This window comes from Erysipelothrix sp. P66 (assembly GCF_038682365.1).
GTDB classification, from domain to species: Bacteria; Bacillota_I; Bacilli_A; order Erysipelotrichales; family Erysipelotrichaceae; genus Erysipelothrix; species Erysipelothrix piscisicarius.
Map to the genome: position 1 here is coordinate 411,309 of NZ_CP152290.1, position 14,351 is coordinate 425,659.

The window sequence follows — 14,351 nt, forward strand, 5'->3', positions numbered from 1 at the left end:
AAGTCCGTATTCGGACTTTTTTAATATGCAGGTTCTTCAAAATATTGTTTTCCAATCTCATTAAAATAAAACTGTTGATATTCTTTGTCGTTTAAGAGGGAATCAATATACCGATGTAAATCGTCTACCTCATTTTTTTGATGAATGCTCATGCAGGATTCATAATTTGTATAAAATCCATTTTTTGTAAAGTTCAACGAACCAATAAATGCGATATCATCCACAAGATACAGCTTCGTATGAAGTTTTTGATAACGATTTGTTTTCCAAATTGCGATGGGCATTTTAGGTTCGTAACCATAACTATAAATAGGGGTTTTATGAACTCGATCAAAGTATTTAAAATTTGCAGCGAATAGCAAGATAACTACACTGATTTCAAACCAAAAACCGACACTACCTTTAAGCGTTATGGCATGAGCCAAAATGATGAAATTAACAAAACACCATCCAAGAGCAATCAAACGACCCATCCGTTTTTTTCGAAGTGCATCATCACTTTGAGTACGCGTTTGAGTAAAGAGGGAACGCGCTAATTCTTGATTTGCTTTTTGACCTTGTTTATAATCCCAGGTAAATACTAAACCTGTTGTAATACCTGATTGATGTTGCTGAATCAACTTCTCGACATATTCCTTATTAACATAAGGGGATACAATTTTAATTGTATGTTTGCTTTGATTAAATCGGGCCATAATTTCTTTTCCGGCACCTTTACCAATATAAAGATCGCCATCGACACGATTTAAATTTAAATGATTAGACACAATAAATCTCCTTTAGTAACGATACACATCATAATTAAGGAACGAAATACTTACAAGATTACGCGTTCAATCGCACAAGAAACGGGTACTAAAAGGGCAAAAATTGCGATAGATTCAATAAAAAAGCCATCATACGATGGCTTTATGTTTAACACGTTTAAGTAGTTTTTGTGCATCAATTATATCGAATTCATTCGCATCGATATAAAGGAGATTGGATAACGTCTCTGTTTCAGTAAAATCTAATTTTGGACGGATCCGTTTCAGTGCTTTTTCAATTCTATGAATTTGATCAAAGGGATCCAATGCATCATTCATTATTATCTCTTTGCAAACAATATAATGGTAGAGCAATTCCATCTGATCTCGTTTTGGAAACAATTCGAGTAAAACCGTTTGAATCATCGCTTTCTGTTGATCGCCTCGTGGAAAGATTTTCTTTTGATAGTTTGCGCGATCGTGTTCGAGGACTTCTTTAGGACGAAAATTAAACCAATCCTCAATACTCATGGTATCACTTCCTTTTAATCTATTATATCACGCTTCAACGCCTTATAATGCTTTCTCAATTTTTTTAGAGCCCAGTCATAGTGGGATGAAGTGCCACTAATAAAATAGGCACCTAATGTTGTTGTTTTGGTGAAAGGATAAACCTTACGATCAAACAGGGATTCTTGGGAATGTTGAGGAATTAACGCTACAATTTCTGTGTGTGTTTTTTTGAGTTCTTGAAGCGCCGCTTCCAAAGATGTGTTTTGATATGCTTCCCAAATTTTTTGATTGAGTTCAGGGGTCGTTTTCCATGTATATCCTTTTGCAGGGATATCTGGCATTCCGTTTTCAACGACACCAACCTGGTACCATCCAGCGAGCATCTTATGCCACTCAATAAGATGACATAAAACATCGCGTAAATTTCGATCTCGATCCTCAAGTACAAATGTCGCATGGCGTTCTTGCTCGCTTAAGGCATCAATATAGCTCATGAGTTTATTGAAATTTAGGTTTGCTGCTTCTAGTAGTGCTTCTTTTGTTTGTGGACGTGCCATTATGATTCTCCTTTTAGTTATTCGAGATCTAGAATTGCATTATTCCGGTCCATAATAACATGTTTAACGGATCCGTCAAGATACTTCTCAACACATGTTGCAAGGTGTTGAGTAGCCTTTTCTAAATCGTCACGACGTGTTGGATCGACACACTCAATAATTAAGAATGCATTCGTTGTGTCATCTGTTAACATGGTTCGTTGACCATCACGCCAATTCCAACAACGACAGACCGCACCAACATCATCAACGTATGCGATTTCGCCAGGGAGGGTATTGTCAGGTTCCAAATCACCAAGTGCTATAAAGTGATCATCACCTTGAGTTTTTATTAACTGTAACGAACCTACAAAGGTATCGATGTCTTCTCCACCGCAAGGAAGGCCATAAGTCAGCGAGATTCCATTATATATATCGACAAGGGGATTAATTGATCCAACCCCATTTCCCTTTGAGACACGCTTTAATAAAGCCTCAATCGATACACGTGCTCCTTTCTTGGTTTTAAATTTTTGATACGCATCACGCCAAACTGCAATGACATCATTTTGACTCAAAACATCTTCGGTAAGATACTTGTGAGCGTCATGATGACTCGCTTCAAGAAATTTAGTAATTGCATTCATAGATTCAGGGTTGATATCCTTGTTTCGGACATTGTGTGCGAGCACAATCCCAAAACAAGCGTCAGGAAATAAAGACCAAAAATCATCGGATATAATAAATTGTTTCATGGAAGTACCTTCTTTCTATATGCTTATTATAGTACACCGGTGCGAGGGTGTGCTTGTAAATGTGATGAAAAAAGAAAAACCATGTTCTAAAACGGCTCAAAATAAAAAAACTTGATCGTGTATCAAGTTTTTCACTTAGAGATAAGCGTGCATTAGAGCATAAGCACGAGGAACCTTTTGGAGAAGGTTTTGTGTGAGTGCGTCAAGATCTTCAAAGTTCGGATGCGTCTCCAAATCGATTGAGACAATAAACCACTGAGGCATCTCCTTTAAACTATTCAAGGGGGACGCTTTAAAGACATCCCAATATTTTTTTTGAATCGGTTTTGTTCGTCCCATAAGCCAAAGCTCAAACTTCATTTCTTGATGATTTAAGATAAGGCCTAACTTTAAACCCTTTGAACGAAGAAAACTATCATCGAAATAAAAATAGGTGTAATCAAGATAGCCATTCAGGACAGATTTCGCTGTGAATGAATCAAGTTTGAAATTGCGCTGAATCGCACTCATTGTGTCAATTAGAAATTTATACGTTGAAGGTATGTCGTTTTTATTGATGCTTTCTTGGTATCTAAGGATTCGTTGGTTGATCGAAAGTTTCATTGTGCTCTCCTTTTCACCAACTATAACAAATTCTTATTTTGAAAACAATTAGAGACCATTCCGGCATAAAAAAGTCATTACCGAAGTAATGACTGTGATTTAATAATTGGTGCGGGCGAGAGGACTCGAACCTCCATGCCGAAGCGCTAGATCCTAAGTCTAGTGTGTCTGCCAATTTCACCACGCCCGCGTATTCACTTTGTATTGCTAATAGATTATAACAAGCCGTTTCTAAGAAAGCAATACCCAAATTCAATAAAAATTAAAAAAAATTAAAAAAATAAAAAAAGCGGTTAAAAACCGCTTAAAGAGTGATTATACGTATACAATTTTAACTTCACCGAGTGTTACATCGCCATTTAAAGTTAATGTAGGACCATCAACGACCGTATTACGGTGTGGATCGTTTACACTTGCCAATGTATTATCGATATTGTTTATGACATTAATGTTATAAGGGATAAACAATTTCACTTGACCAAACGCGCAATTTACGTCAAGTTGTGCACCTGCTGGATTAAACTGTGCTTGGTCGAAATAGATTGACAATGAAGCAAATGTATTATCAATATATCCACCTGTAAAGTTCTTTGAACGAATATAACGCGTGCGATCGGTAAAAATTGCTTCGATATTTATAAAGTCGGCGTGATCATCATCCCAATAACCGGAACGGTTATGTTGTGTCCCAGTATGGTACTCATAATGATTGCCATCTTCGTCTGTGGCATAGGTTGTACTTTCACGGTATGATTCATACTTCTTAAAATTTACCTGACGTTTACGTCGTTTAAAAATTACTGAAAGACCAATTGCTAAAAACGTACTTGCCCAAAACAACATGCCACCATTCCCATGAATATTAAAATATACACGGTTAATCCAAAGTGCCAAAGTAAGTGGATAAATTATCCCAAAGAAATTTAATTTAGGCATGTTTGAAATTGCGAAAGCAACAAGCGCCACTGTAAAGGCAATTTTAAAGACATTAGGTCCGAAACTATAAAGGTTAAAGGCACTGCCAAATAACCCAAATGCAAGTAATACGAGTACAAATCCCCAAAAATAATCATTTTTCTTCATTAAATGCTTTCCTCCTTTAATCGTTTTTTAATCTGTTGGAAATACATGCGTGAAACATACGTTATTTTATGACTGCCATTAAATTGAACACTTCGTGAAGAGGTGATATTACGCTCGATGGAATCGATTTGATTCAAATTCACGATGGTCGACTTTGATGCTCTCATAAATGAACTGGGAAGAGATGATTCTAATTCATACAAACGATAGTGTGTTCGAAATGAATCTCTGGCTGTATGCGCGTACACAGCATCATCCTCTGTTTCAAAAAAACATATATCATTGAGATCGATCGATATATCTTTCCCACGGTGACTTGCGTGAATCGATTGTGTTTCCAAATTTTTAATTAATTTCTCAATCTGCGGTGTCATTTCACGACATTCCAAAACAATATCGTCTTCAAGTTTTGGATTGATAATAACCTTAATTTTCACGGATGTTCCTCCTGATACTATTATAAATAATTATCGTTGATTCGATATAAAAAAGGATCAAGATGTCATAAATAAGTGGTAAGTTGTTATTTACGGAGAGATCTTAGAAGTTCAATCTCTGCCTTATAACCATCATTATCATCTTGTGGGGTTTCAAGATAAAAAGGAAGATGACGTAATTTAGGGTGATTGATGATTTTCTCAAATGTCTCCAAACCGATGGACCCTTGACCAATTTTTTCATGACGGTCTTTGTGGGATTTAAATGGATTTTTGCTATCGTTGAGATGAATTGCATAAAGCTTATCCAATCCAACAACGTTATCAAAGTGTTCTATAACCCCATCTAAATCATTAACAATATCATACCCTGCGTCATAGATATGACAGGTATCCCAACATACGCCAATCTTTTCTTTGACCGTTACATTATGAATGATTGCTGCAATTTCTTCAAACGTACGTCCGACCTCAGTTCCTTTGCCCGCCATCGTTTCAAGTAAAACTATGGTTTCTTGAGTGGGATCTAAGACACGATTTAACATATCAGAAATCATAACAATCGCGGGTTCAACGCCTTGTCCGACATGACTTCCCGGATGGAAGTTATAAAGACTTCCCTTGATGTGGCTCATACGAGACAAATCATCAAGCATGAGTTCTTCTGCATAATCACGCGTATAATCCTTATTACTGCATGGGTTCATGGTATATGGAGCATGAGCAAGGATATGTTTGAAATGATTTGCTTTGATTAACGTATTAAGCTTTCCGAGATCCTCAAGATTGAGGGGTTTTGCTTTTCCGCCGCGAGGACTTCGCGTGAAAAACTGAAACGTATTGGCATCAATACGAAGTGATTCATGTCCCATTGCTTCATAACCTTTCGCAAATGAGAGATGACAACCAAGATAAAACATAAAAATTCCTCCTTATATATATGTATCGTAACAAGATGTCTCTGAGACTACAATCTTTAAGCAAATAACTATACATTCAAAAAGGATATTGATAGGGTTTATATAAGAGGTGATGACATGGAATTAAGTGGAAAACGCGTTTTAACCCTTGTAAGTGATGATTTTGATGACTTAGAATTATGGTATCCAATCCTTCGGCTTCGTGAAGCAGGTGCTCATGTTGATGTTGCTGCTGAAGCGTCAGCGAAGACCTATCGTGGAAAATATGGGCTATCGGTTGTAAGTGATTTAGCATTTCATGATGTGGATATTACAACTTATGATGGGCTTGTAATTCCTGGAGGATGGGCTCCAGATTATTTAAGACGATTGGATCCTGTGCTTGATTTTGTGAAGTACATGGATTCCCATAAAAAAGTTATTGGACAAATATGTCATGCGGGCTGGGTACTCTCTTCAGCAGGGGTCTTAACGGGGAAAACAGTGACCAGTACGCCTGGGATTAAGCATGACTTAATGTATGCCGGTGCACATTGGGTTGATGAACCTGCAGTTCGAGATGGGCATGTTGTTTCTGGGAGACGTCCACCGGATCTACCAATTTATTTACCAATGTTGATTGAAGCACTTAAGGACTGATTTTATATCAGTCTTTTTATTTTAATTGAAACAATCTTGCTTTTAAATCTTTAAATCCATAGAGAAAGCAATACATTCTTAATGAATAACATTAAAACCATACTTAAATCGTCTCTCGCTTGTCGATAACACGAACAGTATAGAGCAATATAGTGCTAATTGGTGCGAGTGAGTTTGTGAATTGGGTATACAATTCGAAAAGGTTTTCATTTGAACGAAGTTCACTTAGAAGTGAGTATTTTTGAATTCCAAGTGGTGTAATTAATTTTGTGAAAAAAGTCTGTGAATTCGCAAACTAGTATGATTTGAAGCAATTAAGCACAAGTGTATACCAGAACGTGCCTAAAAAGGATGTGAAAAATAAAACGTATTGTACTAAGTTTGATATAATATGCGTGTAATACAAATAAGATATTGGGAATCAAACCCGAGAATAAGGAGGTATCTTAATGTATAATCAATGGAAAGGCTTCAAAGGAAGCTATTGGAAAGAAAACATTGATACTCGTGATTTTATTAAAAATAACTACACAGAGTATACTGGTAACGATGAGTTCTTAGAAGGACCAACTCAAAATACGTTGGATCTTATGGAACAACTTGAAGAAATGAATGCTGTACAACGTGAAAAAGCTGGCGTTTACAACATGGATACAAAAATTGTATCAACTGTAAGTTCACACGGTCCAGGTTACATGGATAAGGATAAAGAGCAAATTGTTGGGTTCCAAACAGATGAACCATTAAAACAAGCATTTATTCCTTTCGGTGGAATTGGAATGGCTGTGAAAGCTCTTGAAAGTAATGGTTATGAACCCGATGAGGAGTTAGTACATATCTTTACAAAATGGCGTAAAACACACAACCAAGGGGTATTTGATGTTTATACACCAGAAATGCGTGCAGCACGTAAGAATAAGATTATTACTGGTCTTCCAGATGCTTACGGACGTGGACGTATTATTGGTGATTACCGTCGTATTGCTCTTTATGGTATCGATCGTCTTGTAGCTGGAAAGAAAAATGATTTAGCACATACAGGTTATAAAACAATGACTGACGATGTCATTCGTCTTCGTGAAGAAATTAGTGATCAAATTCATGCATTAGCAGAAATTAAAGAAATGGCTGCAGCTTATGGATTCGATATCTCACAACCTGCTGGAAATGCAAAAGAAGCAGTTCAATGGTTATACTTTGGTTACTTAGCAGCAATCAAAGAAAATAACGGTGCAGCGATGTCAATTGGACGTATCTCAGCATTCCTTGATATCTATATCCAACGTGATTTAGACAATGGTGTGATTACTGAAAAAGAAGCACAAGAACTTATTGACCACCTCGTAATGAAACTACGTATGGTTAAATTTGCGCGTACACCTGAATATAATGCACTATTTAGTGGATACCCAATTTGGGCAACATTATCAATTGCAGGTATGGGATTTGATGGACGTTCACTCGTTACAAAGACAGACTTCCGTTTACTTCATACACTCATTAACATGGGACCTTCACCAGAACCAAACTTAACAGTTCTTTACTGTAAAGAATTACCAGAAGGATTCCGTACATTTGCTTCACGAATTGCTATTGAAACATCTTCAATTCAATTTGAAAATGATACATTACTTCGTGAAAAATGGGGTTCAGACGACGTTGCGATTGCATGTTGTGTATCCGCTACTGTAATTGGTAAAGATATGCAATTCTTTGGAGCACGTGCGAACTTAATTAAATGTTTACTTTACGCTATCAACGGCGGTATTGATGAAGTGACAAAAGCACAAGTTGGACCACGTTTACGTCCAATTACTTCAGAATACTTAAACTTTGATGAAGTTAAAGTTGCTTACCAAGACATGATGGACTGGTTAGCTGAATTATACGTAAATACATTAAACTCAATTCACTACATGCATGATAAATATGCTTATGAAAAAGCACAACTTGCATTAATGGATTCCGATCTTAAACGTACGTTTGCAACTGGTATTGCAGGTATTTCACACGTTGCTGACTCCTTATCAGCAATCAAATACGCTAAGGTTAAGACGATCCGTGACGAAAAAGGTTTAGTTGTAGATTATGAAGTCGAAGGAGACTTCCCTAAATATGGTAATGATGATGACCGTGCAGATGATCTTGCAAACTGGGCATTACAATACTTCATGGGACAAATCAAACGTCACCATACATACCGCAACTCAACACCAACATTAAGCTTGCTTACAATCACATCAAATGTTGTTTATGGTAAAGCTACAGGTAATACACCTGATGGACGTGGACAAGGTGTTCCTTTAGCACCTGGTGCAAACCCATCATACGGTGCAGAAAAGAATGGTTTATTAGCTTCATTAAACTCAACAGCTAAATTAGACTATAACTGTGCACTTGATGGTATCTCAAATACACAAACAATTGCGCCAATTGCAATGGGTAAAACTTCAGACGAACGTATCGTAAACCTACGTGGTATTATGGACGGTTACTTCGCACAAGGAGCTTACCACTTAAACGTTAACGTATTTGATAATGCACTTCTTGAAGATGCGATGGCCAATCCATTGAAATACCCTAACTTAACAATTCGTGTATCCGGTTATGCTGTTCGATTTGTCGAACTTACAAAAGAACAACAACTTGATGTTCTTATGAGAACGGCTCACGAAAGAACGGTTTAATTTATAATTAATTAAGCAACAATTAAAAATCACGCCTATACCGCGTGATTTTCTTTTATCAAATCTCAACCGCACCACTTTTACTTTTATTAAAGTCTATCTCATAGGCCGTTTTGAAGTCAAATATTTTTCGCGGCATTGAGTTAATTTTGAAGCAAATATCATCAAGATATTGTTGCGCTATATCATACATTGATTTTCCTTTTGGTATAAACCTTCTCACGATTGCATTCGCTCTTTCATTGGTTCCACGTTGAAAAGAACAGTATGGATCACACTTATATAGTTTCACACCCAACCGCTTGGCTGTAATGCCTAATGTTTTAAATTCAAGTCCATTATCGACTGTTATCGATTTCGTGGTTATATTATTCTCTTCAATAAATTTTCGAATTAAGTTTGATGTGTAATAGTCATATCGATATTCTGCTTTAATAAGCCAGGTCATTCTTGAGCAGCGGTCTACAATGGATATAATCGCTGCAGATTCATGTTTCTTACCGATTATAGAGTCGATTTCGAGATGGCCAATCTCGTTACGTTCCTCAATGTATTTAGGTCTAAGGCTAATTGGAAGTACTGTTTTCTCTTCCAAGTTCCATTTCAAGTGATTCATCATTCCACTAATTCTCTTTTTACGTTTTCGACGTTTATAGCACATTCTATTTGGTTTTATATCAAGTTTACCTTGATTAATCCAGTTATAGACTTGCTGCGATGAAACACACGGTTTATATGGATGATATCGTTTATAGTTACTCAAGCATACTTCTACCGAATGAACTTTAGGATCATAATGAGAATGCAGATATTCGATTAAGTGGGAATATTTTTCTCGAATATCAATCGTTCGTTTCTTATAGACATTATTTTTATATCTAGAAATCGTAGAATGAGATATATTGAGTTTACGTGCTGCCTTGCGCATAGAGTAGCCGATGCTTAATAGAATATCAATTTGGTCTTTCATTTTTTTATCTAATTGTTTATACTTCATATGGGAGCTCCTTTTAGTCGGGTGGGCTCCTTTTATTATACAAAAACAACCGCACCTTGGGTGGTGCGGTTGAGATTTGAATTTAGGAAAATCACGCCTATACCGCGTGATTTTTTTGTATGTTGAAAAGACATCGCATGATCACGATGTCTTAGGTTAAAGATTATGAGATGAAAAGGACTGAGACACATTCGGGAGCGTAAACATCTGATTGGAGTAATGTCAGCATGCCAGTCTCGTGATTTCTTGCGTATAAGGTGAGATTGTTGGTATCGCGGTTTGCGCAAACCAGGTATTCATCATCTGGACTAAGGGCAAAATCACGAGGATGTTCACCAAAGCTTGAAATATTTTGAATGAATTCAAGCTGGAGTCCGTCTTGACTGATTTTAAAGACTGTGATGGAGTCGTGACCACGGTTGGATACATAGAGATAGTTTCCGTCTTTAGAGATTCGAATTGCAGCTGCAGATCGGATTGCATCAATTTCTGGCAATGCATCAAACACACCGTGCTCGATAAAATCAAATCCGGCATCTTCTAAAACCGTAACATGACATGTATGCTCCGAAAATAGATAGAGAAGTGGTAATTGTGGATGAAAGGCAAGGTGACGCGGACCAGACCCTTCGGGTGCCTTATAAGTTGCGATTTCATTCATGAGTTCGTATTTACGAACTGTATCCAACCCCAGATCGCAAACATAAACAAATTCCGTATTGGGCTTCTTGTTTACGAAATGGGCATGCGATCCGTCTTTATACTCAATTTTTTTAAAGACTTGATGATTCTTATAAACATTGACACGTCCTTTATGGTAATTTGCGTCGTAAATTTGATCTTCGTTTTGATCGTATGCAACATAACATGGTGCAGGTCCAGGCTCGGTGAAAGACTCAAGCAACTCGGTGTTCACGCTAAGATACTTCCATGTCGCAATTCCTGCTTGATTTTCTTTTTGATAAACGCTAAAAAGCGTTTGCGTGGATGGATCGTAGTCAAGATAAGTTGGGTTTTCTACGTCCGCAATGTGCGTTAAATTATGTAAACGATCATTGATTAGATCGATCTCATAAATTCCTTTGCTTTCAGATTTTGTATAAGTTCCAAGTAATATTTTTGTCATAAAACCCTCCTAAATGAATTATACCATAAGAATTTGGAATTTAATTTCATAATTAACGTCGTAAAAAACACTTAAATGAAACTGAAAATCATCTTTGATTCAGTTGGTTGTGAGATGGTTTAAGTCGAGATACAATTTGGGTACTTAGGAGGCGGCTATGACTAAAAAAATAAAGATTGTTACGATAGGTGGTGGCAGCAGCTACACACCGGAGTTAATGGAAGGTTTCATCAAGCGATCCGATCAAATCGATATCTCAGAATTGTGGTTGGTCGATGTTGAAGCGGGAAAAGAAAAATTAGAAATTGTCGGCGCAATGGCTCAACGTATGGTTGAGGCAGCAGGTCTTGACTGGAAAGTAAAATTAACACTTGACCGTCGTGAAGCGCTCAAAGATGCGGATTTTGTGACGACACAATTTCGTGTTGGACAACTTGAGGCAAGAAAACGTGATGAACGTATTCCCGGGAAATACGGATCATTGGGTCAGGAAACAAATGGGGCAGGCGGAATATTTAAGGCATTTCGAACCATTCCTGTAATTCTTGATATTATTCACGATATGGAAACATTATGTCCCAATGCATGGCTTATAAACTTTACAAATCCAGCAGGGATTATAACGGAAGCAGCAATTAAATGGGGTGGATGGAAACGTACGATTGGTCTTTGCAATATCCCGGTTGGATGTACAAAAATTAATCATGAAGCGATGGGATATGATGAAGACGCGAATGTCTTGTTTGAAAAATTTGCGGGGATTAATCATTTTCACTGGCACCGTGTCTGGGATAAAGATGGAACAGAAGTAACGCAAGAATTAATTCAGCGTTTGTTTGATCCTAACAGTGCATTTTCAAAAGTACAAGAAGTAAAAAATATCACACCAATACCGTATAATCTTGATCAACTCCATGATTTAGGGATGATTCCTTGTTCTTACCACCGCTATTATTATATTGCGCGGAATATGACAGAAGAGTTTATGGAAAATTGGTCAAATCATAAGACACGTGCTGAAACCGTTCAACAAACCGAAGCGGCTTTATTCGATTTATATAAAGATCCAAATTTAAATTATAAACCTGAAGAGCTTACACAACGTGGCGGTGCGCATTATTCTGATGCAGCATGTCAATTAATCGCATCCATCCATAATGACTTACGTACGGTGATGACGGTAAGTACTCAAAATAATGGAACCATTACGGATTTACCTTATGATTGTGTTGTGGAGGTAACCAGTGTAATTACCTCGCATGGTGCAGAACCGTTTAACTGGGGTTCTTTTGCTCCTTCCGCACGCGGTCAATTACAAATGATGAAAGCAATGGAAGAAACGGTGATCGAAGCTGCAGTTACGGGTAATTATGCGAAAGCGGTTCAGGCATTTACAATTAATCCGATGATTCAAGCAGGGCATTATACGACAGATATGCTTCATGAAATGCTTGTGGCCCATAAAGATTATCTGCCTCAGTTTGCAGATAAAATTGCGGAACTGGAAGCTCAAGGCGTTAAATACATCGCCGATTAGAAATTAAATTGCTATAATGGACAGGAGGCATTGCCTTCTGTTTTTTTATGAAAGTTGAGGAAGTATATGATTAAGTTAATTGCGACGGATATGGATGGGACACTTTTGGACGCAAATCATGAATTAACACCATCAATGCGAGCAAAGATTCTTGAATTACGTCACCAAGGGATTAAATTTGGGGTTGCGACGGGCAGACCCATGGATTCCGCAGTCTTTGGTATACCCGATATTGCAGAATTATTTGATTTCGCAATCTGTGATAACGGAGGATTTGTGTATGATTTTGCGGATGGTGAGATTCATGAACAATTTCCGTTAAGCGGAGATTTAATTCGTGAAATTTTGGATACCTTTATGCCAATGGGAGGAAATCCGGTATTAACGGGACCTGGCAAGTTATACACAGAGTTTGAGGATTTTTATAATATTGAAGTCCGAACCCATATTGATTTGGAATATGTGGACGTCCGTTCAAAGGTTTTAGATTCACATGCAAAGATTATTTTTAGTGGAGAACCAGAAACCTTAGCACGTATTGAGGCTCATGTTCTTGCGAATCCAGATCCAAGGTATGTTGCATTTTACTCCCAAAAAGAGTTGATTGAGTTTATGGATCCACGGATTAATAAGATGGTAGGGCTCCAATACTATATGGATAAATATGGTATTACAGCGAAAGAAATTATGACGTTTGGTGATAACAATAATGATTTGCATATGATTGAGGATGCAGGTCATGGTGTTGCAATGGAGAACGCTACACCATCTGTAAAGAACGTTGCGGACGCGATATGTGGTTTGAATTCTGAAGATGGTGTCAAACGATATCTGGATCAATACAAATTTTAAAAAGACTCCAATCAAAGGTGATTGGAGTCTTTTTTTATGTACCAGGGGTGTTTCTCAATAATCTCTTGATTTTTCTCATAATCAATTGCAAAGATTAGCGCATAAATAAAATCCAAAACCAGTTGCATCGAGGTACGCGACGAGAAGGAGGCCATCTTGGTTACAAGTTCTTCTTGTGGTGAGACATGAACAACTTCTGTGGCATGTGCGCACAAGGGGTTGATTAAAGGACCGGTAATGAGAATATAAGGGATGTTTCGCTCTACTAAAGAATCGACAACCGTTTTGTTATGCTCGTTTTGACCGTAATAGGAAATGATGAGTGCAATACTGTCGAGCGGTTGGGTGTGGGCCTTGAGCGATTGGAAACCTAAAGATGTTTCGAGATTGCAATCAAGTTCAATACGGAATAATTTATATTGGAAATCCTGTGCGAGAATTAACGATTGTCCCGACCCATAGAGATAGATGTGTGGTGCGTTGTAGATGCGATGTGCAATACGTTCAAGTTGTGTAAGATCAATATGATTATAGGTGTCATTCATAGATTGGTAATTAAGGGATAAAATAGATTGAACAATTTCTGCACTTGATTGATTGTTTTGAAAGGGGACATCGTCGCGAATGCGTGTTTCTGTAATTGAAAACGAACTTAATTCGCTCGCGAGTTTAACTTTAAAATCACTAAACCCCTCTGTTTTCATTTTACGACAAAAACGAGTAATGGTTGATGCGCTTGCGAATGTGATTTCTGATAACTCGTGGATTGTAAGCTGGGTTACCTGTTGCGGATTTTCAAGGATATACTGCGCAATTTTCGATTCTGTATCGGAAAGTTGCGTACTGTTTTTGATTCGATTGATAAGTAGCACAAAGAAAGCCTCCTTTTTGTATATTATACATTGTTTTCTGTTTAATTA

At 37.4% G+C, this 14,351-nt stretch carries 15 protein-coding genes and 1 tRNA gene; 4 read left to right on the forward strand and 12 right to left on the reverse strand.

The annotated features are described in order from the left end of the window. Positions 1–20: 20 nt before the first annotated feature. From AAG186_RS02010 to AAG186_RS02050, 9 genes are all read right to left on the reverse strand, one after another. Positions 21–767 carry a phospholipase D-like domain-containing protein gene (locus AAG186_RS02010; RefSeq protein ID WP_125164823.1) on the reverse strand — a complete coding sequence of 249 codons (747 nt, stop codon included), beginning with the start codon at positions 765–767 and terminating at the stop codon, positions 21–23. A 129-nt stretch (positions 768–896) separates the two neighbouring features. After that, positions 897–1,277: a hypothetical protein gene (locus AAG186_RS02015; RefSeq protein ID WP_200549484.1), complete on the reverse strand. Its 381-nt coding sequence runs from the start codon at positions 1,275–1,277 to the stop codon at positions 897–899. Between the two features lie 14 nt (positions 1,278–1,291). Continuing rightward, a complete protein-coding gene (locus tag AAG186_RS02020; protein WP_125164821.1) occupies positions 1,292–1,816 on the reverse strand; it encodes a ClbS/DfsB family four-helix bundle protein in 525 nt (174 codons plus the stop codon). 17 nt (positions 1,817–1,833) lie between these two features. Continuing rightward, positions 1,834–2,550 carry a B3/4 domain-containing protein gene (locus AAG186_RS02025; RefSeq protein ID WP_342621893.1) on the reverse strand — a complete coding sequence of 239 codons (717 nt, stop codon included), beginning with the start codon at positions 2,548–2,550 and terminating at the stop codon, positions 1,834–1,836. Between the two features lie 135 nt (positions 2,551–2,685). After that, positions 2,686–3,153: a hypothetical protein gene (locus tag AAG186_RS02030; protein ID WP_200549488.1), complete on the reverse strand. Its 468-nt coding sequence runs from the start codon at positions 3,151–3,153 to the stop codon at positions 2,686–2,688. A gap of 107 nt (positions 3,154–3,260) precedes the next feature. Next, a tRNA-Leu gene (locus AAG186_RS02035) sits at positions 3,261–3,343 on the reverse strand. Between the two features lie 125 nt (positions 3,344–3,468). Further along, positions 3,469–4,236, reverse strand: a complete 768-nt coding sequence (locus AAG186_RS02040) for a hypothetical protein (RefSeq protein WP_200549490.1) — start codon at positions 4,234–4,236, stop codon at positions 3,469–3,471. Beyond that, positions 4,236–4,673: a LytTR family DNA-binding domain-containing protein gene (locus AAG186_RS02045; protein WP_342621894.1), complete on the reverse strand. Its 438-nt coding sequence runs from the start codon at positions 4,671–4,673 to the stop codon at positions 4,236–4,238. Before AAG186_RS02045 ends, AAG186_RS02040 begins: the two co-directional genes overlap by 1 nt. A gap of 86 nt (positions 4,674–4,759) precedes the next feature. Further along, positions 4,760–5,593: a deoxyribonuclease IV gene (locus AAG186_RS02050; RefSeq protein ID WP_161637055.1), complete on the reverse strand. Its 834-nt coding sequence runs from the start codon at positions 5,591–5,593 to the stop codon at positions 4,760–4,762. Between the two features lie 117 nt (positions 5,594–5,710). On the opposite strand from AAG186_RS02050, the gene AAG186_RS02055 reads away from it, so the two are divergent. Together AAG186_RS02055 and pflB are read left to right on the forward strand one after the other, a co-directional pair. After that, positions 5,711–6,232, forward strand: coding sequence for a type 1 glutamine amidotransferase domain-containing protein (locus tag AAG186_RS02055; RefSeq protein ID WP_161637056.1), 522 nt, complete (start codon positions 5,711–5,713; stop codon positions 6,230–6,232). A gap of 449 nt (positions 6,233–6,681) precedes the next feature. Beyond that, complete coding sequence (gene pflB / locus AAG186_RS02060; RefSeq protein ID WP_342621895.1) at positions 6,682–8,919, forward strand: formate C-acetyltransferase; 2,238 nt, start codon at positions 6,682–6,684, stop codon at positions 8,917–8,919. Positions 8,920–8,977: 58 nt separating this feature from the next. Here the strand turns inward: pflB and AAG186_RS02065 are convergent, their stop codons facing one another. After that, positions 8,978–9,916, reverse strand: a complete 939-nt coding sequence (locus AAG186_RS02065; protein WP_342621592.1) for an IS30-like element ISErh4 family transposase — start codon at positions 9,914–9,916, stop codon at positions 8,978–8,980. A gap of 163 nt (positions 9,917–10,079) precedes the next feature. Continuing rightward, complete coding sequence (locus AAG186_RS02070; protein WP_342621896.1) at positions 10,080–11,042, reverse strand: lactonase family protein; 963 nt, start codon at positions 11,040–11,042, stop codon at positions 10,080–10,082. A 157-nt stretch (positions 11,043–11,199) separates the two neighbouring features. Here AAG186_RS02070 and AAG186_RS02075 point away from each other — a divergent pair, with 157 nt between their 5' ends. Together AAG186_RS02075 and AAG186_RS02080 are read left to right on the forward strand one after the other, a co-directional pair. Continuing rightward, positions 11,200–12,579, forward strand: coding sequence for a 6-phospho-beta-glucosidase (locus AAG186_RS02075; protein ID WP_161637059.1), 1,380 nt, complete (start codon positions 11,200–11,202; stop codon positions 12,577–12,579). A gap of 66 nt (positions 12,580–12,645) precedes the next feature. Next, a complete protein-coding gene (locus tag AAG186_RS02080) occupies positions 12,646–13,431 on the forward strand; it encodes an HAD family hydrolase (protein ID WP_342621897.1) in 786 nt (261 codons plus the stop codon). An 11-nt stretch (positions 13,432–13,442) separates the two neighbouring features. Here AAG186_RS02080 and AAG186_RS02085 read toward each other — a convergent pair whose 3' ends face one another. Further along, positions 13,443–14,303: a MurR/RpiR family transcriptional regulator gene (locus AAG186_RS02085; RefSeq protein WP_342621898.1), complete on the reverse strand. Its 861-nt coding sequence runs from the start codon at positions 14,301–14,303 to the stop codon at positions 13,443–13,445. Positions 14,304–14,351 lie beyond the last annotated feature (48 nt).

Coding starts and splice junctions, on each gene's coding strand:
- AAG186_RS02015 (WP_200549484.1), bottom strand. CDS start 1,277: ATGAGTATTGAGGATTGGTTTAATTTTCGTCCTAAAGAAGTCCTCGAA.
- AAG186_RS02020 (WP_125164821.1), bottom strand. CDS start 1,816: ATGGCACGTCCACAAACAAAAGAAGCACTACTAGAAGCAGCAAACCTA.
- AAG186_RS02025 (WP_342621893.1), bottom strand. CDS start 2,550: ATGAAACAATTTATTATATCCGATGATTTTTGGTCTTTATTTCCTGAC.
- AAG186_RS02030 (WP_200549488.1), bottom strand. CDS start 3,153: ATGAAACTTTCGATCAACCAACGAATCCTTAGATACCAAGAAAGCATC.
- AAG186_RS02040 (WP_200549490.1), bottom strand. CDS start 4,236: ATGAAGAAAAATGATTATTTTTGGGGATTTGTACTCGTATTACTTGCA.
- AAG186_RS02050 (WP_161637055.1), bottom strand. CDS start 5,593: ATGTTTTATCTTGGTTGTCATCTCTCATTTGCGAAAGGTTATGAAGCA.
- AAG186_RS02055 (WP_161637056.1), top strand. CDS start 5,711: ATGGAATTAAGTGGAAAACGCGTTTTAACCCTTGTAAGTGATGATTTT.
- pflB (WP_342621895.1), top strand. CDS start 6,682: ATGTATAATCAATGGAAAGGCTTCAAAGGAAGCTATTGGAAAGAAAAC.
- AAG186_RS02065 (WP_342621592.1), bottom strand. CDS start 9,916: ATGAAGTATAAACAATTAGATAAAAAAATGAAAGACCAAATTGATATT.
- AAG186_RS02070 (WP_342621896.1), bottom strand. CDS start 11,042: ATGACAAAAATATTACTTGGAACTTATACAAAATCTGAAAGCAAAGGA.
- AAG186_RS02075 (WP_161637059.1), top strand. CDS start 11,200: ATGACTAAAAAAATAAAGATTGTTACGATAGGTGGTGGCAGCAGCTAC.
- AAG186_RS02080 (WP_342621897.1), top strand. CDS start 12,646: ATGATTAAGTTAATTGCGACGGATATGGATGGGACACTTTTGGACGCA.